We start from the raw sequence: 20,540 nt of genomic DNA, 5'->3' as shown, positions 1-20,540 counted from the left end.
CGCTTCTGCTCCGCCATCCATGGCTCCGCAAATTTTCGGAAAGGTCTTCCCCACCCCGCCATTCGGACACTGCCAGTATAGGCAACTAAAAGCCCGGAACAGTGTACCGAGACCTTCACTCCTAACACCGCAAAGAACCAGCAAGATCACTTGGATCTCTTAACGACTATGCCCGCATTTGCCAGAAGGGCGCGGATGGGTGTCCCTCCCGAAAATTTCGGAGGCCATGGATGGCCGGAGAGAAGCGCCACAGGGATGTGCCGTAAGGAGCGGTTTTCGGGAGGGACACCCATCCGCGCCCTACCCGCGAACCCGGCAGGCTAGGTGCGGAGTAGGCGCTTTAACCGAAGTTAGACTGACACCACCTCAGCGTGAATGGCCTCCAAGGCAGCCAGGGGGTCAGATGCCTGGGTAATCGGGCGGCCGATGACGAGGTAGTCGGAGCCGGCTTTGAGGGCATCGGTTGGGGTCATGATGCGCTGCTGATCGCCTTTGTCGGCAGTCAGGGGGCGGATTCCCGGGGTGATTAGCTGGAAGTCGGCACCCTGCTCGGCTTTCAGGCGCGGGGCTTCCTGGGCGGAGCAGACGACGCCATCCAGGCCGCAGTTCCTGGTGAGGGCTGCCAGGCGGGATACCTGGGCTTCGGCGGAGTCGGTGATGCCGATGCCGGCGAGGTCGGCGTCAGACATGCTGGTAAGCACGGTAACGGCAATCAGCAAGGGCTTGTCGGCACCGAAGGACTCCAGGCGCTCGCGGCAGGCCACCATCATTTTTTCCCCGCCGGAGGCGTGCACGTTCACCATCCAGACGCCAAGATCAGCCGCAGCAGCAACGGCCGCAGAAGTGGTGTTCGGGATGTCGTGGAATTTCAGGTCCAGGAACACGTCGAAGCCCCTGCCCTGCAGCGACTTGACCAGTTCCGGGCCGGAGCGGGTGAACAGCTCCTTGCCGACTTTCAGGCGGCACTTGGCCGGGTCCAGCTGGTCAGTGAGGGCCAGCGCGGGGTCCTGGGAGGGAAAGTCCAGGGCGACGATGATTTTCGGGTCGTTAAGGGTTTGCACAGTAGAGTTCCGCATTCGGTAAATTAAGTTCGTTATTCCGCTTCGACGCCCTGAATGGGCCTGACGGTTTCCCATTGCTTGCAGCTCGGGCATAACCAGTGCAGTTGCTGGCCGGAGAAACCGCAGCTTACGCAGCGGTATACTGGCCGGTTGGCGAGGATCAGGTGCCCTATCCGGCTTACCAACCGGCCTTCATCGGTGGTCATGCCCTTTTCATATCCGGCAATTTCAACCAGGCGCAGCAAGCCGCGAACGGATGGCCGGAGTTCCAGCTCCTGGCGCAGCAGGTCAATCGCTGCCGGCCGCCCTGCCGAGCGCTCGACGGATTCTACCAGCGCCAGCAGCAAACTGGTGCCGGGATATTGCTCGTAGAGTTTGCGCAGTTTCTTCACCAACCGGCCTACGTCGCCATGCTCCCGCTCTAATTTCATCAGACGGTCCACGGCTTCCGGGCCGAAGTCCGGATTCTGCTCGAATACTTTCAGGCTTTGATTGCCGGCCTCCCGGTAGTTGCCCTGGCGTATCTGCATTTTCATCAGCAGAAGGGTCGCTCTGACACAGGAGCGATCGTAATCGAGGGCTTCCTTGGCCAGCTTCTGGGATGTCCAGCGGTCGTCTTTGCTCAAAGCCGCATCGGACAGTTCGCAGGTTATATAGGCCAGGGTCTTGAACATGGCGGGCTCAGCGTCGGAGCGGGTCAGCGTCTGGGCCACCTGGGCGGCTTTCTCCCATTCCCGCTCCTGCTGGTACAGCTCGATTAGTTCCCGGGCAGCCCTGCGGCCGTACTCGCGATCGCCCATTAACTGGTGAAACAGCGCCTCGGCCCGGTCAAGGAGACCTGCGTTCAGGTAATCCATGGCCAGTTCAAAGGTAACCTGGGGGGTGTAGCGTGCCGGCAGCTCCGGGCGGGCAAGCAGGTTCTGGTGTATCAGAATCGCCCGGTCAGTCTCGCCCTTGTTGCGGAAGTGGCTGCCTATAGAGAGGTGAAGGCTGACTGTGTCCCGGTTAACAGCCAGGGACTGAACGAAGTTTTCGACCGCCTGGTCAGAATAGTTGGTAAAGAGAAACTGCAGACGATCCCGAACCGAATCTTCGTTATCAATGCTCTTGCGGGAACGATGGCGCTGCTTACTGTAGCGGCCAACGACCCAGCCGGCGGCAACCGCTACTGTCAGAAGCAGCCAGTTAAACACCATATCCATTACAGCGTCCGGTCGTTTTCGGCCCTGGATTTTTCAAGTGCCTGCTCGGCACGATCAAGTCGTTTTTGAAGGTTACGGCGGGATACCGAGGTGCGGAAAGTTGCGAGCATGGTAATCAGCACGCCAATCAGCGCGCCAATCACAAAGGACATGATAATCCAGACTGCCACACCGTGAGGCTGGGTCTCGAACAACAGGAAATTGAGCGAGACCGCCATCTGGTTGTTGAGCGAGAACACCAGCGCCAACAAAATAAGAAGCAGAACCAGAACGGTGATAAGGATCTTCTGCAGTCCAGCCATGTCGTTTGCGCTCCAGACGGGCAGTTCGCCCGATGCTACGGTGTCCTTTGATCAGTGCGGGCGTGGTTCAGAAGCCTTTTTTCAGACTGTCGTTCACCTGCTCACGCAACTCTTTACCAGGCTTGAAGTGGGGCACAAACTTGGCAGGCAATTGAACCGCTTCCCCGGTTTTCGGGTTGCGACCGGTGCGGGCTTCCCGGTGATGCAGGGAAAAACTACCAAACCCCCGGATTTCAATTCTTTGACCATCAGCAAGAGCCTGGGACATATGCTCGATGACCGTTTTAACCGCGAGCTCAACATCCTTGACGGAGAGCTGAGTCTGCTTCGAGGCAATCAGTTCTACCAGTTCGGACTTCGTCATGAGGCGTCTCCCTCTGTCATTATTATTCCGTGGTCACTTACCGGATTCCAATGCCTCTAGTTTAGCCAAACCAGAAAAAAACACAAAAAAAACGGGCTCTTAGAGCCCGTTTTTTTGACACCAATCGGAATTTTATTCCTTGTTGGCGTTCTGCTGCTGCATCTGTTCCTTGATCAGGTCACCGATAGTGGTGGCACCTGAGGACTCAGCAGCCTTGCTGCGTACATTTTCCAGGGCCTGCTTGTCGTCCTCTACATCTTTGGACTTAACAGACAGGTTGATGACGCGGTTCTTGCGATCGATGCTGATGATCTTCGCTTCAACTTCTTCGCCTTCCTTCAGAACGTTACGCGCGTCTTCTACGCGGTCACGGCTGATTTCGGAAGCCTTCAGTACCGCTTCAACTTCTTCGTTCAGGGCAATGGTGGCGCCTTTGGCGTCAACTGCAGAAACAGTACCCTTAACGATGGAGCCCTTGTCGTTCAGCTGAACGAACTCGGCAAACGGATCGCTTTCCAGCTGCTTGATGCCCAGGGAGATGCGCTCACGCTCGGGATCAACAGACAGGATAACGGTTTCAACTTCGTCGCCCTTCTTGTACTCGCGAACGGCTTCTTCGCCAGTCTCGTTCCAGCTGATATCGGACAGGTGAACCAGGCCGTCGATGCCGCCATCCAGACCGATGAAGATACCGAAGTCAGTGATTGACTTGATCTTACCGGAGATGCGGTCACCCTTGTTGAAGTTGCTGGAGAAATCTTCCCACGGGTTGGATACGCACTGCTTGATACCCAGGGAGATACGACGACGCTCTTCGTCGATATCCAGAATCATCACTTCAACTTCGTCACCTACCTGAACAACCTTGGACGGGTGGATGTTCTTGTTGGTCCAATCCATTTCGGATACGTGAACCAGACCTTCCACACCTTCTTCCAGCTCGGCAAAGCAGCCGTAGTCAGTCAGGTTGGTTACGCGTGCAGTAACCTTGGAGCTTTCCGGGTAACGGCCTTTGATGTCGACCCACGGATCTTCGCCCAGCTGCTTCAGGCCCAGGGATACGCGGTTACGCTCGCGATCGAACTTCAGGACCTTAACATTGATTTCGTCGCCCACATTCACGATTTCGCTCGGATGCTTGATGCGCTTCCAGGCCATATCAGTGATGTGCAGCAGGCCGTCAACACCGCCCAGATCTACGAACGCGCCGTAGTCGGTCAGGTTCTTGACGATACCCTTGATTTCCAGACCTTCGGTCAGGGTTTCCAGCAGAGCTTCACGCTGCTCGCTGTTTTCAGCTTCAAGAACGGCGCGGCGGGAAACAACCACGTTGTTACGCTTCTGGTCCAGCTTGATAACCTTGAATTCGAGTTCTTTGTTCTCCAGGTGCGCAGTGTCGCGAACCGGACGAACGTCTACCAGGGAACCCGGCAGGAAGGCACGGATGCCAGCCAGATCAACAGTGAAACCACCCTTGACCTTACCGTTGATGATACCCTTAACAACTTCTTCAGCTTCGAAGGACTTCTCGAGTACCTTCCATGCTTCAGCGCGCTTGGCCTTCTCACGGGACAGACGGGTTTCACCGAAACCGTCTTCAACTGCATCGAGAGCCACATCGACAACGTCGCCGACAGCTACTTCCAACTCGCCTTTTTCGTTCAGGAACTGGGAGGCGGGGATAACGCCTTCGGACTTCAGTCCGGCGTTAACGGTGACCCAGTCGTTATCGACGTCTACAACGGTTCCCTGAACAATGGAACCCGGTTGCATATCGATTTCTTTCAAACTTTCTTCGAAAAGATCCGCAAAGCTCTCGCTCATTATGTGCCCTATATGATCAACGCAAGTGTGCTCCGTGCCGCCAGCAACACGGTCTGTTAACAAGTTCCGGATTAAGCCTGTGGCTGGCAGATAGCGCTACATCCGGCATTTCAACGACAAAAAGGTGTAGTCAGGCCTGGCCTGCTGCAGCCATACACCTGTCCAACACCTCTTCTATACTCAATCCCGTAGAATCAATGACTTGCGCATCATCTGCGGGCTTGAGAGGGGCTGCTGAACGGTTCATATCCCGCTCGTCACGTACCCGTATCTCTTCCAAAAGGGCGTCAATATTAACATCGACACCCGCTTGCATCAACTGGTTGTAGCGTCGCCTGGCCCGTTCTTCGGCACTGGCGGTCAGGAAGATCTTGACCGGCGCATCCGGGAACACCACGGTTCCCATATCACGGCCGTCTGCCACCAGGCCCGGTAACTGGCGAAAATCCCGTTGCCGCTGCAGCAGGGCATCGCGAACCGGCTGCATAACCGCAACTTTCGAGGCGTTATCACCACAGGTTTCGGTACGGATTTCCGAGGTGACATCCTCGCCGGCCAGAACCACTTTAACCGGGCGCCCTTCCCCGGTCGGCTCAAACGCCACATCCAGGGTTGTCGCTACTTTCACCAACCCGGCCTCATCATCCAGGGCAACGCCCTGCCGGGTTGCCGCCAGGGCAGTCAGGCGGTACAACGCGCCACTGTCCAGCAGGTGCCAGCCCAGTTTCCTGGCCAGCATCTGGGTGATGGTGCCTTTGCCGGAACCGCCCGGGCCATCCACGGCGATTACCGGAGCCTTGGTCTGGGTCATTACTGAACACCTTCTGTACTGATCTGAATTCCTGTCTGCTTTGCCAGCTCAACGAAGCTTGGGAACGACGTAGCCACGTTCGCGCAATCGTTGATCCGGAGCGGGCCGGTAGCCCGCAACGAGGCGACTGCAAACGACATGGAAATCCGGTGGTCTTCATGGCTTTCGACCGTACCGCCACCAATAGTCTGGCCGCCGTCAATAATGATGCCATCCGGCGTTACCGTGGTTTCCACGCCCAGCGCAGCCAGGCCGTCAGCCATCACCTGAATACGGTCGCTTTCCTTCACCCGCAATTCCTCGGCGCCGCGCAGCACGGTGCGACCCTCAGCGCAGGCGGCGGCAATGAACAGCACAGGGAACTCGTCAATAGCCAGCGGCACCTGGTCTTCCGGGATATCAATACCCTTCAGGCTCGCGGAGCGAACCCGCAAGTCAGCCACCGGCTCGCCACCAATCACCCGCTCTTCCAGCACCTCTATATCCGCGCCCATCTGGCGCAGAATATTGATCACACCAACACGGGTCGGGTTCATACCAACATGGCGCAGGGTCAGGTCGGAATCCGGGGCAATACTTGCCGCCACCAGGAAGAACGCTGCCGAGGAAATATCCGCCGGCACATCGATTGCACCGCCAGTCAGCTTGCCACCGCCGGTAACACTGGCCGTGGCGCCATCACGGTGCACGTGGTAGCCGAAACCCTGCAACATACGCTCGGTGTGGTCGCGGGTAGGAGCAGGCTCGGTTACGGAGGTCACACCTTCGGCGTACAGCCCTGCCAGCAACAGGCACGACTTCACCTGGGCACTGGCCACCGGCATGTCGTAGTGAATACCAGTGAGGTGCTGCCCGCCCCGGATCTTCAGGGGCGGACGACCACCTTCTGCGGTATCAATCACCGCACCCATGGCGCGCAACGGGTCGGCTACTCGGCCCATTGGGCGCTTGGACAGACTGGTATCCCCGGAGAGTTCTGAGTCAAACGGCTGCGCAGCCAGCAGGCCGGCAAACAAACGCATCGCAGTACCGGAATTGCCCAGGTACAGCGGGCCCCGGGGCGCCTGCAGGCCGTTCATGCCAACACCGTGGATGCGGACAAACCCGTCTTCCGGGCCTTCAATCGTTACACCCATATCCCGGAACGCCTGCAAAGTCGCCAGGCTGTCTTCGCCTTCCAGGAAACCCTTAACCTCGGTAATTCCCTCAGCCAGGGCACCCAGCATGATGGAGCGGTGAGACATGGACTTGTCACCCGGCACCCGGATATCACCCCGGACAGAACCGCCGGGCTGCATTAGGAATGTCACCTGCTTGTCACTGTTATTCGTCACGTAAGCCTGCCCTGAAAGCATCTTGGAAAAATGTTCCCGCGCCGCCTTGGCGCGACTGAATACCCGGAGCATCGTAGCGCCATCACCGGCAGCGATGGCAGTCCGAAGCTGGCCTAGGTCCTGGGTAAAATGGTCGATCACCCGCAGAACCGCATCGCGGTTTGACAGGAAAATGTCGTGCCACATGACCGGATCGCTGGCCGCAATCCGGGTAAAGTCCCGGAAACCGCCGGCCGCGTACCGGAAGATGTCCATATTCTCGTCTTCACCCGCCAGCGTGTCCACCAGCGAGAAAGCGATCAGGTGCGGCAAATGGCTGGTAGCCGCCAGCACTTCGTCATGATAGGCCACAGACATGGTCAGCACCGTGGCTCCGGTGCCTTCCCACAGTGCCGTGAGCCTGCTGACACCCGAAGGAATCGCGCTATCGGCTGGCGTCAGGATGACTTTATGGTGGGCAAACAGCTCCGGGTTAGCGGCACGAATACCGCTCTTCTCTGAGCCGGCAATGGGATGCCCGGGAATAACATTTGCGGGCAAGGTGCCGAAAACCGCCTCCACATCCGCAACAAAGCTCGACTTGGTGCTTCCGACGTCGGTCAGCAAGGCATCTTCTGCAAGAAATGGCTGAACCTGTTCGAGTACAGCCCGGGTAGCCCGAACCGGAACCGCCAGCACGATAAGGTCACTGCCCTGCACCGCCTGCTCAACACTTTCAGCGGCCTCGTCAATAACGCCGAGCTCAACCCCCAAAGCCGCATCTTCCGCTTTGCGGTCGAATCCCACCACGGTACCGGCCAGCCGGTACTTGCGGATTGCGCTGGCCAGGGAACCGCCGATCAGGCCCAGGCCTATAACGGCAACACGACGAAAAACAGGCTCAGGTGCTGCCAAATCAGCCTCCCTCACCCGCTGATACCAGCGCCTCGGCAAGAGCATCCAGAAAACGATCGTTCTCTTCCGGCAGGCCCACAGAAACCCGCAGGTGACACGGCATGCCATAGCCGGCTACCGGGCGCACAATAACCCCGTGCGCCAGCAAAGCCTGGTACACACCGGCCGCCTGCTCGCCCACTTCTACCGCCACGAAATTGCCGGCGGAGGGAATGTAAGGCAGGCCCATCCGATCAAAGCCTTCGCACAGCTGGCGCAGCCCGGCTTCGTTCACTTCCCGGGAACGGTTCAGATAGGCTTCGTCTTCCAGGACCGCGGTGGCAGCCGCCAGGGCGACAGTGTCTACATTAAACGGCTGGCGCACGCGGTTGAGAATATCGGCAATTTCCGGCGAGCTGGTGGCATAGCCAACCCTCAGAGCTGCCAGCCCCCAGGCCTTGGAGAAGGTGCGGCAGACGATCAGGTTCGGGTATCGCGCCAGCAGCTTGATGCCGTCCGGGTATTCATCGCCGGTCAGACACTCGCAGTAGGCTTCGTCCAGAACCACCAGCACCCGCTCCGGAATGCGATCCAGGAAGGCTTCGAGGGCATCCGCTTCATGCACGGTTCCGGTGGGGTTATTCGGGTTGGCCACGAACACCAGCTTGGTGCGGTCTGTTACAGCAGCGGCCATGGCGTCCAGGTCATGGCCCCAATCCCTGGCAGGTACTGAAACGCCCTTGGCCCCGATGGCCTGGGTGACAATGGGGTAAACGGCAAAGGCATACTGGGAGAACACCACTTCGCTGTCGCTGTCAGCAAAGCAACGGGCGATAACTTCCAGCACATCGTTGGAACCGTTGCCCAGCGTGATCTGGTTCATGTCCACGCCGAAACGCTTCGAAAGCGCCTGCTTCAGGTCGAAACCGTTGCCGTCCGGGTACAGGCACATTTCTTCCAGCGCCTTACGGGCGGCAGCCATTGCCTTGTCACTGGGCCCCAGGGGATTCTCGTTGCTGGCCAGTTTAACAATCTCCGCGGGGTTCAATCCCAGCTCACGAGCCAGCTCCTCAATGGGCTTGCCCGGCTGATACGGAGACAGAGCCTGAACACCTTTCACCGCAAGACTCTGGTAATCCACTGCCATTCAACTTTCCTCCGGTTCCGGTCTGTGAAATCTCAGAGAACACCAATGGGGTATGAGCCCAGGCGTTTGAGCTCCACAGCTTCCTGATCAATTTCAGCGAGTACTTTTTTAACCTGTTCGTCGTCCATATGCCCTTCGAAATCGATGTAGAACACATAGGCCCAGGTGCCACTGGGCGACGGACGGGTTTCAATACGGGTCAGACTGATGCCGTGGCGATGGAAGGGCTCCAGCACGGCGTAAAGCGCACCCGGCTTGTTCCGCATAGACACCAGCACTGATGACTTATCCTGGCCGCTGGCAGGCACCTCTTCCTGGCCGATAATCAGGAAGCGGGTGGTGTTGTCCGGCCGGTCTTCAATACTGTTGGAAAGCTTTTCCAGCCCGTACAGCTCTGCCGCCATATCACCGGCAATCGCGGCAGTGCCCGGCTCTTCCGCCGCACGGCGGGCCGCTTCTGCGTTGCTTGAGACGGTAATCCGCTCGATGCCGTAGCGGTGGGTATCCAGCCACTGGCGGCACTGGGCAAAGGACTGCTGGTGGGAATAAATCCGGGTAATTTCCTGGTCTTTGTGCTTGGGCGAGACCAGCAAATGGTGATGAATCCGCAACTGCACCTCACCGCAGATTTTCAGCGGTGAGCCAATAAACATATCCAGCGTGTGGTTAACCATGCCTTCGGTGGAGTTCTCCACCGGCACCACGCCGTATTGAGCCGCGCCAGATTCCACTTCACGGAACACGGCATCAATAGCCGGCAGCGGAACACTGATCACGGAATGGCCAAAATGCTTGAGCGCCGCAGCCTGGGTGAAGGTACCCAGGGGGCCCAGGAACGCGATGTGCATCGGCTTTTCCAGGGCCAGGCAGGCCGACATGATTTCCCGGAACAGGCGGGCCATCTCTTCCGCCGGCAAAGGCCCCGGGTTCTGCTCCTTGATGCGGCGCAGAACCTGGGCTTCCCGCTCCGGACGGTAGAAGAACACATCCTGCCCCGGATTGGCTGCCATCTTCACGTTAGCCACTTCCTGGGCGCATTTGGCGCGGGCGCTGATCAGCTGCATGATCTGCTGATCAAGGCTGTCTATTTCATCCCGCAGCTCACCCAGACGGGTCTTCTCGTCCGTCATGATCAGCCCCGCTCCTTCGCAAATTCCGCCATGTAGGCAATCAACGCATCCACGCCCTCTTCCGGCATGGCGTTGTAGATGCTCGCCCGCATGCCGCCTACCGAACGATGGCCCTGCAGGTTCAGCAGGTGCCGGGCTTCAGCACCCTTCAGGAACTCGCCGTTGAGGGCATCGTCTGCCAGGGTGAACGGCACGTTCATCCAGGAACGGAAACGCGGTTCGATCGGGTTGGCATAGAAATCATTGGTATCAATGAAGTCGTACAGCTTCTTCGCCTTGCGGGCATTCAACTCGCCCATGGCCTTCACGCCGCCCTGCTCTTTCAGCCACTTGAACACCAGGCCGGACAGGTACCAGGAATAGGTCGCCGGCGTGTTGTACATGGAATCGTTATCGGCGATGACCTGATAGTTCATCATCGTCGGCGTTTCCTTGCGGGCCTTGCCCAAAAGGTCCTTGCGGATAATCACAACCACCAGGCCAGACGGCCCGATGTTCTTCTGGGCGCCGGCGTAAATCAGCCCGAACTTGTTGATGTCTACCGGGCGCGACAGCATGGTGGAAGACATGTCCGCCACCAGCGGCACCTTGCCGCTGCCCGGAATGAAATCGTATTCCAGGCCACCAATGGTTTCGTTCGGCGTGTAATGCAGGTACGCCGCATCGGCATTCGTAGTCCATACCGCCTGGTCCGGAATGGTGGTAAAACCGCTGTCTTCAGAACTGGCCACCACGTTCACATCACCGTAGCGGCTGGCTTCTGCGATGGCTTTCTTGGACCAGATACCGGTGTTCACATAATCGGCAGAGGTCTTTTCACCGAGCAGGTTCAGCGGGATGGTAGAGAACTGGCTGGAAGCTCCACCTTGCATGAAGAGTACGGCGTAATCGCCTGATATTCCTGCAAGTTCCCGAAGGTCTTTTTCAGCCGTTTCGGCAATCGCCACAAACTCGTCACTGCGGTGACTCATCTCCATCACCGACATGCCGGTGCCGCGCCAGTCGAGCATTTCGCTCTGAGCCTGCTTCAGCACAGCCTCCGGCAAGGTGGCCGGACCCGCACAGAAATTAAACGCCCTGCTCATTCTTCGGTTTCCTCGCCTTCAACGTCTACGTCAACGCCCGCATCGGTATCTTCCGCATCGGCATCGTCATCATCAGATTCTGCAATCCGCTCAACACCCACCAGGCGCTCGTCTTCCTGCGCCAGGCGAATCAGGCGCACACCCTGAGTGTTCCGGCTGAGTACAGAGACCTCATCGGTACGGGTACGCACCAGCGTGCCCTTGTCCGAAATCAGCATCATCTCGTCGCCTTCGAACAGCTGCAGGGCGGTTACCAGGTTGCCGTTACGCTCGGAGCACTGCATGGCGATAACGCCCTGACTGCCACGGCTGTAGGCCGGGAATTCGTCGATGGCGGTACGCTTGCCGTAACCGTGTTCACTGGCGGTGAGAATTACGCCGCCGTCCTGCGGAATAATCAGCGACACCACATGGTGGCCTTCCGGCATCTTGATACCGCGCACACCACGGGCAGTCCGGCTCATGGGCCGCACCTGGTCCTCGCGGAACCGCACCGCTTTGCCGGCGGTCGAGAACAGCATGACCTCGGCGGAACCGTCGGTGATGGCGGCGCCAATCAGGGTATCGCCTTCGTCCAGGTTCAGGGCAATCAGGCCACTGCTGCGCGGACGGGAGAAGTTCGGCAGCGGGGTTTTCTTGACCACACCGGCAGAGGTGGCCATCAGTACAAACTGGTCTTCCGGATAATCACGCACTGGCAGGAAAGTGGTAATACGCTCACCTTCGTCCAGCGGCAGGATATTGACCATCGGGCGACCACGGGAACCACGGCTGCCACGGGGAATCTCGAACACTCGCAGCCAGTACACCTTACCGCGGTCGGAGAAGCACAGAATGGTATCGTGGGAGTTGGCGACCAGCAGCTTCTCGATAAAGTCTTCATCTTTCATCGAGGTGGCGGCCTTACCGCGACCACCACGGCGCTGGGCCTGGTAATCTTCAACCGCCTGGGTCTTGGCATAACCGCTGTGGGAAATGGTAACCACCAGGTCTTCTTCGTCAATCAGGTCTGCGATGGTCAGGTCACGCTGGGAACTGGTGATTTCGGTACGGCGCTCGTCACCAAACTCGGACACCACGGCTTCCAGTTCTTCACGGATAACCTGCATCAGGCGGTCCGGATCACCCAGGATTTCCAGCAGGCCGGCAATCTTCTCGAGGATTTCCTTGTACTCGTTCTGGAGCTTTTCGGTTTCCAGGCCGGTCAGGCGGTGCAGGCGCATATCCAGGATCGCCTGGGTCTGCTCCGGTGACAGGTAGTACAGGCCATCGCGCAGGCCGTAGAATTCGGGCAGGTCATCCGGACGGCAGGCATCTTCACCGGCGCGCTCAAGCATGGCCAGTACATCACCGGGTGCCCAGCCCTTGGACATCAGCTTTTCCTTGGCTTCAACAGAACTCGGCGAAGCCTTGATCAGCTCGATCATCTCGTCGATGTTGGCCAAGGCTACGGTCAGGCCTTCCAGGATGTGACCACGCTCACGGGCCTTGCGCAGCTCATAGATGGTCCGACGGGTAACCACTTCGCGACGGTGGCGCACGAAGGCGTCGAGCATCTGCTTCAGGTTCAGGATCTTCGGCTCGCCGTTCAGCAGCGCAACCATATTGATGCCGAACACCGTCTGCAGCTGGGTGTGAGCGAACAGGTTGTTTACCACCACTTCCGGGTTTTCACCACGGCGCAGTTCAATAACAACCCGGATACCTTCCTTGTTGGACTCGTCACGCAGCTCGCTGATGCCCTCAAGGCGTTTTTCCTTGACAAGTTCGGCGATCTTCTCGATCAGCTTCGCCTTGTTCAGCTGGTAAGGCAGCTCGGTGATGATGATCGCATCGCGGTTGGTCTTGTTGTCGTGCTCGATCTCGTGACGGGCACGAATGTAGATACGGCCACGACCGGTGCGATAGGCCTCGACAATGCCGGCACGTCCGTTAATGATGCCCTGGGTCGGGAAATCCGGGCCCGGAATGTATTCCATCAGTTCATCGATGGTCAGGTCCGGGTTATCAATCAGCGCCAGGCAGCCGTTAACGACTTCGGTCAGGTTGTGGGGCGGAATGTTGGTAGCCATACCCACGGCGATACCGGAGGAGCCGTTCACCAGCAGGTTCGGTACGCGGGTGGGCAGGACTTCCGGAATACGCTCGGTGCCGTCGTAGTTGTCTACGTAGTCGACCGTTTCCTTTTCCAGGTCCGCCAGCAGCGAGTGCGCCATCTTCTCCATGCGGATTTCGGTGTAACGCATGGCGGCTGCGTTGTCGCCGTCGATGGAACCGAAGTTACCCTGGCCATCAACCAGCGGGTAGCGCAGCGAAAACGGCTGGGCCATACGAACGATGGTGTCGTATACCGCAGAGTCGCCATGGGGGTGGTATTTACCGATAACGTCACCCACCACACGGGCAGACTTCTTGTACGCCTTGTTCCAGTCGTTACCCAGCTCGGACATGGCGAACAGAACCCGCCGGTGCACCGGCTTGAGGCCGTCGCGCACATCCGGCAGGGCCCGGCCAACGATAACGCTCATGGCGTAATCGAGGTAGGACTGTTTCAATTCGTCTTCAATATTGACCGGCAGGATCTCTTTGGCTAACTCACCCATCGAGAAAGGTTCCTTTGCGTTATCTGGAAGTCGTTACGGGGCCTTTTTCCGCACCCACATTTATTCTTCAACAAGCCGCCAAGCATACCACAGCCCACCCCTCGCCGGGGCAACTGTGGTAAAGCCTTAATCAAACACTACGGTCTTGTTTTCATAGGTAATCACGCGATCTTCAACATGCGACCGGAGCCCGCGGGCCAGTACGTTCTTCTCAACATCCTTACCCAGGCGAACCATGTCTTCGATGGAGTCGCGATGGCTGATGCGAATAACGTCCTGCTCGATGATCGGGCCTTCATCAAGATCCTGGGTTACGTAGTGGCAGGTAGCTCCAATCAGCTTCACACCACGGCTGTAAGCCTGATGGTATGGCCGGGCACCAGCGAAAGACGGCAGGAAGCTGTGGTGGATATTGATCACCTTGCCCGCGTACTTTTCACACAGGTCTGCCGGCAGGATTTGCATATAACGGGCCAGCACCACCACATCGGTTTCGTACTGTGCGAACAGCTCTTCAATGTGGGCAAAGGCTTCGGCCTTGTTTTCCTTGCTCACCGGCACGTGGTGGTAGGGAATGTCATGCCATTCCACCATCCGGCGCAGGTCATCGTGGTTCGAGATAACCGCCACGATTTCGCAGTTGAGTTCCTTGCTGTGCCAGCGGTGTAACAGGTCGGCCAGGCAGTGGGATTCCTTGCTGCACATCAGGATCACCCGCTTGGGGCGGGCAGAATCGGCAATGTGCCAGTTCATGTTGAACTCGCGGGCAATCGGTTCGAAGGCTGCGCGGAACTGGTCCAGCCCGAACGGAATCGATTCGGCCTTGATCTCGTGCCGCATGAAGAACCAGCCGGACTGGGTATCTGAGTGGTGGCTCGCCTCGGTAATCCAGCCATTGTAGGTGGACAGGAAATTACTCACCTTGGCAACAATCCCTACCCGGTCCGGGCAGGAAATAACAAGACGATAGGTATGCTCCATGAAGCCTTTCCTTAACTTGAATCCGGGAAAGCGGGTGCGACAGGGAACCGGCAAAACAAAGTTTGCGGCAAACGATCGGAACGCACCGTTAAAAATGACCGGCTATGATAGCCTATCTGAAAGCCAGAAACGAGGAGTGAGCGCATGGACAGAGTCAACCACAGCCTTTTAAAGAAAATCCCTCTGAGGGGCCTGTGGCGCCTTACAGCCGCAAGCTTGTTCGCAGTTGCAACCACTGCTGCGGCAGCCAGCAACCAGGCCATCCTGGAAGGCGAGCGCTTTCATCCCGTTCAGGGCAAGAACGGCATGGTGGCCACCAGCCACACGCTGGCCTCGGAAGTGGCCCTGCAGGTTCTCAAAAACGATGGTAACGCCATAGACGCTGCGGTTACCGCCGGCTTTGCCCTGGCTGTCACCCAGCCCCGCTCCGGCAACATCGGTGGTGGCGGCTTTCTGCTCTACGCACCGGGCGATGGCACTGCGCCAGAAGCCATCGACTACCGGGAAACCGCACCGGCGGCCGCGACCGAAACCATGTTCCAGGACGAAGACGGCAATGTGGTGAACGAACGCAGCCGGTTCAGCCATAAAGCCGCGGGCGTCCCCGGCACCGTGGCTGGCCTGGCCATGGCCCTTGAACGCCATGGCACCCTGTCGCTGAAAGAAGCCCTGGCGCCGGCCATACGCCTGGCCAGGGACGGCTTTGTGGTTCCACACCGGTTTACCGAGGGGCTGGAACAGGCCCGGGATCGCCTGCAACGCTGGCCCGCCACCCGCGATACCTTCTATAAGGAAGACGGCTCCGCACCGCAGCCGGGGGAAACGTTCAGGCAGCCGGAGCTGGCCGCTACCCTTCAACGCATTGCTGATCAGGGCATCGAGGGCTTTTACCAGGGCGAAACCGCCCGGCTGATTGTGGAAGAAATGCAGCGCGGCGAAGGGCTGATTACCCTGGAAGACCTGGCCAGCTATCAGCCCGCGGTCCGCCAGCCGGTGCAGGGTAATTACCGGGGATACGATATTTTCTCCATGTCACCGCCCTCTTCCGGCGGCACCCACATCGTCCAGATCCTGAATATTCTTGAGCACTTCCCCATTGGCGAATGGGGGCACAACTCCGCCAACACCCTGCACCACATGGCAGAAGCCATGAAGCTGGCCTACGCCGACCGGGCCGAATACCTGGGCGACACGGACTTTGTGGAGGTGCCCCTGGCCGGGCTGACCAGCAAAGACTACGCCGCAGAACTGCGCAAAGGCATTGCCCCGGACAAGGCCCGCCCGTCCCTCGAGATCAAGCCCGGCCAGCCCGCGGTATTTGAAAGCCCGGAAACCACCCACTTCTCGGTGGTGGACCGTTGGGGCAATGCCGTATCCAACACCTACACCATCAATTTCAGCTACGGCTCCGGCATCACCGTGGCCGGCGCAGGCTTTCTGCTGAACAATGAAATGGACGACTTCAGCGCCAAGCCGGGCGCTGCCAACGCCTACGGCCTGATTGGTGGCGAAGCCAACAAGATTGAACCGGGCAAGCGTATGCTCAGCTCCATGTCGCCCACTATCGTGCGTAAAGACGGCAAGAATGTTCTGGTCACCGGCAGCCCGGGCGGCTCTCGTATTATCACCACCACCTTGCAGGTAGTGATGAATGTGATCGACCATAATATGAACATACAGACCGCCGTCAGCGCCCCGCGCATGCACCATCAGTGGCTGCCGGATGAGATTCGCATCGAACAGGGCATCAGCCAGGACACTATCGAATTGCTTGAGTCCCGGGGCCATGTGGTGAATACCAGTACCGCCATGGGCGCCATTCAGAGCATCATGATCGGCGAAGACGGCACCCTGTTTGGCGGCGCCGACCCCAGGCGAAGCACTTCATCCGCCATGGGCTTCTAATCAGACAGGAACGTAGTAATGGAACCTGAAAAGCAAGGACAAGACCAGACGCCACCACCGGCCGAACCAGGCCGGAACTGCCACCCACTTACCGGGCAAAGCCGTACCCCGCCGTGCGCAGCAGGTTAACCTGGTCCTCGGTTAACGCCGCAGGTACAGCCATTCTTGCTCCTCAAGATTGCTTGCCTTCGAGTTTATCCTGGGTGCGTAAGTCAAAATCGCTCGCATCGTGGCGCTCAAGCAGCTGGGAGGACAACTCGCCCCAGGCACGGTTCACCATGCGGCCACGCTGCACTGCCGGGCGCTTGGCCAGTTCATTCGTCCAGCGCAGTACGTTGGTATAAGTATGGGCTTCCAGGAATTCGGCGGCCTCATACACGGTATTCTTCACCAGCGAACCATACCAGGGCCACACCGCCATATCGGCGATGGTGTACTCGTCACCGGCAATATACTGGTTGTCCGCCAGCTGGCGATCCAGCACATCCAGCTGGCGCTTCACCTCCATGGTGTAGCGGTTGATGGGGTACTCGTATTTTTCCGGGGCATAGGCATAGAAATGCCCGAATCCACCACCCAGAATCGGTGCGCTGGCCATCTGCCAGAACAGCCAGTTCATAGTTTCTGCACGCCGGGCACGATCCGTTGGCAGGAAGGCACCAAACTTCTCTGCCAGATAGAACAGGATAGAACCGGATTCGAATACCCGCACGGCCGGGTCTTCACTGCGATCCAGCAACGCGGGGATCTTGGAGTTGGGGTTAACCTCCACAAAACCGCTACTGAACTGGTCACCTTCCATAATCTGGATCAGCCAGGCATCGTATTCGGCTTCCTTGATGCCTTTCTCCAGCAATTCCTCAAACATGATGGTGGCTTTAACACCGTTGGGCGTTGCCAGGGAATACAGCTGGAACGGATGCTCGCCCACCGGCAAGTCTTTATCGTGGGTGGCACCGGCAATCGGGCGGTTGATGCTGGCAAACCTGCCGCCGTTGCCCTGCTCCCATTTCCAGACTTTCGGTGGCGTGTAGGTCGGATCGCTCATCAGTTGTTTCTCCCCTTTACGTTGAAAGATGCGTGGCATGACTGTAACTGAATCCGGCACAGGAAAGCACCCATGAACTATACTCGGCCCTACAAACAATGGCTTACACCGGAATGAAGGTGTGATCCAGGCCGGCGAAGCCATCCTGGAGGTGGGCGACCCGAGTGCCCTGGAAGTGGTGATCGACGTACTCAGCTTTGATGCCACCAAACTGAAGCCTGGGCTGGACACCCGCCTCAGCCCTGTTTCGGCATGACGGCGGGCACGCGGTATTTCGGCTGCGATAACGCACAGGCACCCCCCGGATTTCGCAACCTAGTTTTTCTTGAACACAGCCGTTATCCGATCCCACCAACTGCGCTTCATCTGCTCTTCAGGGCTGGGCCAGTTTGGATCCTTGCTTTTGCTCTGCACAATGCCACTGTTACCCAGCCGCAGGCGCCACAGCTGGGCCGCTGAGTGACCCTGCCCCGGCTGCTCAGACACCAGCAATAAATGGAAGTCCTGCTGCCTCTCGATCGGATGAACCTGTACCGAAAACCCGGACTCCTCATCCTCCTCACACACATACAGTCGGTCCCGGCTCACCTTGATCATTTCACACAGAGCTTCGAAATCCAGCGTTATACGCTCCCTGATTTCATCGTGTTCCAGCGTGTCTTTGTCCGGTTTGAGCAGTGAGCGGTAACAGATAACTTGTGCATCATCGTTGTTGGCCGAGCGTCCGACGGCACTGGCGACCACCTGCGGCAAATCCGAGAGATTTCGATAATCCACCCACACCAGCTGCCTGGCCACCTGCTGCCTGGTGTAAGGCATTCGCAGGCGAATCCGCCAACGGGGCTTGCCCCGGCGTAACCGGCGGGTAATCACGTTGATCATGTCTTCGCGCACCATGTCACGAATGCCGTACATCAACGCGATAACCAGCAACAACGTGATGGAAAGCGTTTCGCTGGCATTGCGCACGTTAAACAGCATGTAGGTCAGTATCGACATGATGAACATTGTGGTGGCAGCCTTCACCAGCTTGCGCGTACCGGAGCCGAGTTCGGCAACTTTTGGCCGTAGCGAGATGGGGTACTCCAGCAACCGGTCGTAGAGGCTCATACGATTCCAAAGCGCGGTGGGCGTTCCCTGAAAATCACGCAGGTAATCCTGCTCTTTACGATGGGTTCGCTCCTGCTGGAGAAAATCCGTAATGCTCTGGCGGAGCGCCTCGTCCAGTTCGGAAAAGCTGTCGCGGGTCATGCATTCGAGGAAGAACTGCTCCGCGAACCAGGAAAAGTAAATGTCCATCTGGCGCAGATACCGCTTCTGGCGGTCCCGCGAGGGCTGAGTCTCACGCATGCGTTGCGCGAAAGCCTGGCTGAGCCGCAGGGCGCGCGCAATGGTCTCGCCCGGCGTGTCGGTATTGTTCAACTGCCCTCGCAACCGACCCATGGACGCCTTGTACCGAAGCAACCAGGAACTGTTGGCAATCTCGAAGTACGGGGATAACAGGGCAAAGGACTCATCATTCTTGACGGCCCTGTCGCCACCCTGCAAACCCATCAACCCAAAACTGTGGGCAACAGAGCCGAAGAAGAACTGCTGCTCTGAAAGCGTTCGGGCAGAAAGCGTGGTTTCTGGCGGGATAAACAGATACAGCTCAACCGAATGCCGTCCGGGCGTGTTCACCGTACGAGTCAGCCGGAGCTCATAATCGCCCTTCCGCCGTGTACTCCATTTATCGACCATACTGATAGTTCTTGTACCTCCATCAACAAACACATCTTAGGCTAAGCTTGCCTTATTACCGCCAACAAATTTGTCCAATAACCAACGAGGTGCACCCGGTGCCGGAAAATTCCGTATTCATAGGCAATGGCAGTCACGTTCAGAGCCTGCTGCTAAGCCGTGCTAACCGTCATGGCCTGATTGCCGGCGCCACAGGTACCGGCAAAACTGTCACCCTGCAGATTCTGGCGGAAGGCTTTTCCGCCCAGGGTGTGCCGGTGTTCATGGCCGATGTAAAAGGCGACTTGTCTGGCATCTCCCAGCCCGGCACGCCCAAGCCTGCGCTGCTCAAGCGTGCAGAGAAGATAGGCCTTGAACCCTACACCTTCCATGGTTTCCCCACCGTTTTCTGGGATGTCTTCGGCGCCGAAGGCCACCCCATGCGGGCCACCATTTCAGATATGGGGCCACTTTTACTGTCTCGCCTGCTGGAACTGAACGACACCCAGGAAGGCGTTCTGAACATCGCGTTCAAAGTGGCGGACGAGCACGGCATGGCCCTGCTGGACCTGAAAGACCTGCGAGCCCTGATGACCTTCGTGGCCGAGCAGTCACAAGAGCTCACGGCAATCTACGGCAACGTCAGCAAATCCTCTGTGGGCGCCATACAGCGCCGGTTACTTCAACTTGAGCAAGAAGGCGGAGACCGGTTTTTCGGTGAGCCCGCACTGGAACTGGCAGACCTCATGCGCTGCGACGCTGCAGGGCACGGACACATTAACCTGCTGGCAGCAGACCAGTTGATTCAACGCCCACGGCTATACGCCACCATACTGCTCTGGTTGCTTGCCGAACTGTTTGAAGAGTTACCGGAAGTCGGCGACCCCGACAAACCCAAACTCGTGTTCTTTTTCGACGAAGCGCACCTGTTGTTTGATGATGCCCCGAAAGCACTTCTACAAAAAGTTGAACAGGTGGTACGGCTGATCCGCTCCAAGGGAGTAGGCGTTTATTTTGTCTCCCAGAATCCCACCGACATCCCGGACACTGTGCTGGGCCAGCTGGGCAACCGGGTACAACACGCACTCAGAGCCTTTACCCCCCGAGACCAGAAAGCCGTTCGTTCTGCCGCCTGCGTATTCCAGACCAAG

At 58.1% G+C, this 20,540-nt stretch carries 17 protein-coding genes; 3 read left to right on the top strand and 14 right to left on the bottom strand.

The features are described from left to right. Positions 1–350: 350 nt before the first annotated feature. From pyrF to purU, 12 genes are all read right to left on the bottom strand, one after another. The gene (gene pyrF / locus B2589_RS11550) at positions 351–1,076 is read right to left on the bottom strand and encodes an orotidine-5'-phosphate decarboxylase (RefSeq protein WP_286816666.1); all 726 of its coding nucleotides are present in this window, start codon (positions 1,074–1,076) and stop codon (positions 351–353) included. A 17-nt stretch (positions 1,077–1,093) separates the two neighbouring features. Continuing rightward, entirely contained in the window at positions 1,094–2,263 is a 1,170-nt protein-coding gene (gene lapB, locus B2589_RS11545) for a lipopolysaccharide assembly protein LapB (protein WP_286816665.1), read from the bottom strand. Beyond that, positions 2,263–2,565: a LapA family protein gene (locus B2589_RS11540; RefSeq protein ID WP_058340484.1), complete on the bottom strand. Its 303-nt coding sequence runs from the start codon at positions 2,563–2,565 to the stop codon at positions 2,263–2,265. Before B2589_RS11540 ends, lapB begins: the two co-directional genes overlap by 1 nt. Positions 2,566–2,632: 67 nt before the next feature. Next, positions 2,633–2,929: an integration host factor subunit beta gene (locus B2589_RS11535; protein ID WP_022990025.1), complete on the bottom strand. Its 297-nt coding sequence runs from the start codon at positions 2,927–2,929 to the stop codon at positions 2,633–2,635. 132 nt (positions 2,930–3,061) lie between these two features. Continuing rightward, complete coding sequence (gene rpsA, locus B2589_RS11530; protein WP_022990024.1) at positions 3,062–4,753, bottom strand: 30S ribosomal protein S1; 1,692 nt, start codon at positions 4,751–4,753, stop codon at positions 3,062–3,064. A gap of 130 nt (positions 4,754–4,883) precedes the next feature. Beyond that, positions 4,884–5,564, bottom strand: coding sequence for a (d)CMP kinase (gene cmk, locus B2589_RS11525; RefSeq protein WP_286816664.1), 681 nt, complete (start codon positions 5,562–5,564; stop codon positions 4,884–4,886). Continuing rightward, entirely contained in the window at positions 5,564–7,837 is a 2,274-nt protein-coding gene (locus B2589_RS11520) for a bifunctional prephenate dehydrogenase/3-phosphoshikimate 1-carboxyvinyltransferase (RefSeq protein ID WP_414673954.1), read from the bottom strand. The genes cmk and B2589_RS11520 overlap by 1 nt, the downstream gene beginning before the upstream one ends. After that, entirely contained in the window at positions 7,794–8,918 is a 1,125-nt protein-coding gene (gene hisC, locus B2589_RS11515) for a histidinol-phosphate transaminase (protein ID WP_286816662.1), read from the bottom strand. Before hisC ends, B2589_RS11520 begins: the two co-directional genes overlap by 44 nt. Before the next feature lie 32 nt (positions 8,919–8,950). Then, on the bottom strand, positions 8,951–10,048 hold the full coding sequence (pheA, locus tag B2589_RS11510; protein ID WP_022990020.1) for a prephenate dehydratase: 1,098 nt from the start codon (positions 10,046–10,048) through the stop codon (positions 8,951–8,953). A 2-nt stretch (positions 10,049–10,050) separates the two neighbouring features. After that, positions 10,051–11,133 carry a 3-phosphoserine/phosphohydroxythreonine transaminase gene (gene serC, locus B2589_RS11505; RefSeq protein ID WP_286816661.1) on the bottom strand — a complete coding sequence of 361 codons (1,083 nt, stop codon included), beginning with the start codon at positions 11,131–11,133 and terminating at the stop codon, positions 10,051–10,053. Next, positions 11,130–13,736: a DNA gyrase subunit A gene (gene gyrA / locus B2589_RS11500; protein ID WP_286816660.1), complete on the bottom strand. Its 2,607-nt coding sequence runs from the start codon at positions 13,734–13,736 to the stop codon at positions 11,130–11,132. Before gyrA ends, serC begins: the two co-directional genes overlap by 4 nt. Positions 13,737–13,862: 126 nt before the next feature. Then, the gene (gene purU, locus B2589_RS11495) at positions 13,863–14,717 is read right to left on the bottom strand and encodes a formyltetrahydrofolate deformylase (RefSeq protein WP_286816659.1); all 855 of its coding nucleotides are present in this window, start codon (positions 14,715–14,717) and stop codon (positions 13,863–13,865) included. Positions 14,718–14,861: 144 nt separating this feature from the next. Here purU and ggt point away from each other — a divergent pair, with 144 nt between their 5' ends. After that, positions 14,862–16,622 carry a gamma-glutamyltransferase gene (ggt, locus tag B2589_RS11490; RefSeq protein WP_286816658.1) on the top strand — a complete coding sequence of 587 codons (1,761 nt, stop codon included), beginning with the start codon at positions 14,862–14,864 and terminating at the stop codon, positions 16,620–16,622. Positions 16,623–16,794: 172 nt separating this feature from the next. Here the strand turns inward: ggt and yghU are convergent, their stop codons facing one another. Continuing rightward, a complete protein-coding gene (yghU, locus tag B2589_RS11485) occupies positions 16,795–17,670 on the bottom strand; it encodes a glutathione-dependent disulfide-bond oxidoreductase (protein WP_286816657.1) in 876 nt (291 codons plus the stop codon). 121 nt (positions 17,671–17,791) lie between these two features. Between yghU and B2589_RS11480 the strand changes: the two genes are divergently transcribed. Next, the gene (locus B2589_RS11480) at positions 17,792–17,926 is read left to right on the top strand and encodes a hypothetical protein (protein WP_022990011.1); all 135 of its coding nucleotides are present in this window, start codon (positions 17,792–17,794) and stop codon (positions 17,924–17,926) included. A 59-nt stretch (positions 17,927–17,985) separates the two neighbouring features. Here B2589_RS11480 and B2589_RS11475 read toward each other — a convergent pair whose 3' ends face one another. Next, positions 17,986–19,410, bottom strand: coding sequence for a hypothetical protein (locus B2589_RS11475; protein WP_286816656.1), 1,425 nt, complete (start codon positions 19,408–19,410; stop codon positions 17,986–17,988). Between the two features lie 98 nt (positions 19,411–19,508). Here B2589_RS11475 and B2589_RS11470 point away from each other — a divergent pair. Next, positions 19,509–20,540 (top strand): helicase HerA-like domain-containing protein (locus B2589_RS11470; protein WP_286816655.1); only part of this gene is annotated, 1,032 nt, incomplete at its 3' end.

Source organism: Marinobacter sp. UBA3607, from assembly GCF_002375525.1.
Classification (GTDB): Bacteria; Pseudomonadota; Gammaproteobacteria; order Pseudomonadales; family Oleiphilaceae; genus Marinobacter; species Marinobacter vinifirmus.
Note: the sequence above shows the minus strand (reverse complement) of the source record. Positions and strands in the feature narration are given on the sequence as shown.

What these genes read in the sequence shown, in the direction of transcription:
- pyrF (WP_286816666.1), bottom strand. Translation starts at nt 1,076, where the DNA reads ATGCGGAACTCTACTGTGCAAACCCTTAACGACCCGAAAATCATCGTC.
- lapB (WP_286816665.1), bottom strand. Translation starts at nt 2,263, where the DNA reads ATGGATATGGTGTTTAACTGGCTGCTTCTGACAGTAGCGGTTGCCGCC.
- B2589_RS11540 (WP_058340484.1), bottom strand. Translation starts at nt 2,565, where the DNA reads ATGGCTGGACTGCAGAAGATCCTTATCACCGTTCTGGTTCTGCTTCTT.
- B2589_RS11535 (WP_022990025.1), bottom strand. Translation starts at nt 2,929, where the DNA reads ATGACGAAGTCCGAACTGGTAGAACTGATTGCCTCGAAGCAGACTCAG.
- rpsA (WP_022990024.1), bottom strand. Translation starts at nt 4,753, where the DNA reads ATGAGCGAGAGCTTTGCGGATCTTTTCGAAGAAAGTTTGAAAGAAATC.
- cmk (WP_286816664.1), bottom strand. Translation starts at nt 5,564, where the DNA reads ATGACCCAGACCAAGGCTCCGGTAATCGCCGTGGATGGCCCGGGCGGT.
- B2589_RS11520 (WP_414673954.1), bottom strand. Translation starts at nt 7,837, where the DNA reads ATGCTCTTGCCGAGGCGCTGGTATCAGCGGGTGAGGGAGGCTGATTTG.
- hisC (WP_286816662.1), bottom strand. Translation starts at nt 8,918, where the DNA reads ATGGCAGTGGATTACCAGAGTCTTGCGGTGAAAGGTGTTCAGGCTCTG.
- pheA (WP_022990020.1), bottom strand. Translation starts at nt 10,048, where the DNA reads ATGACGGACGAGAAGACCCGTCTGGGTGAGCTGCGGGATGAAATAGAC.
- serC (WP_286816661.1), bottom strand. Translation starts at nt 11,133, where the DNA reads ATGAGCAGGGCGTTTAATTTCTGTGCGGGTCCGGCCACCTTGCCGGAG.
- gyrA (WP_286816660.1), bottom strand. Translation starts at nt 13,736, where the DNA reads ATGGGTGAGTTAGCCAAAGAGATCCTGCCGGTCAATATTGAAGACGAA.
- purU (WP_286816659.1), bottom strand. Translation starts at nt 14,717, where the DNA reads ATGGAGCATACCTATCGTCTTGTTATTTCCTGCCCGGACCGGGTAGGG.
- ggt (WP_286816658.1), top strand. Translation starts at nt 14,862, where the DNA reads ATGGACAGAGTCAACCACAGCCTTTTAAAGAAAATCCCTCTGAGGGGC.
- yghU (WP_286816657.1), bottom strand. Translation starts at nt 17,670, where the DNA reads ATGAGCGATCCGACCTACACGCCACCGAAAGTCTGGAAATGGGAGCAG.
- B2589_RS11475 (WP_286816656.1), bottom strand. Translation starts at nt 19,410, where the DNA reads ATGGTCGATAAATGGAGTACACGGCGGAAGGGCGATTATGAGCTCCGG.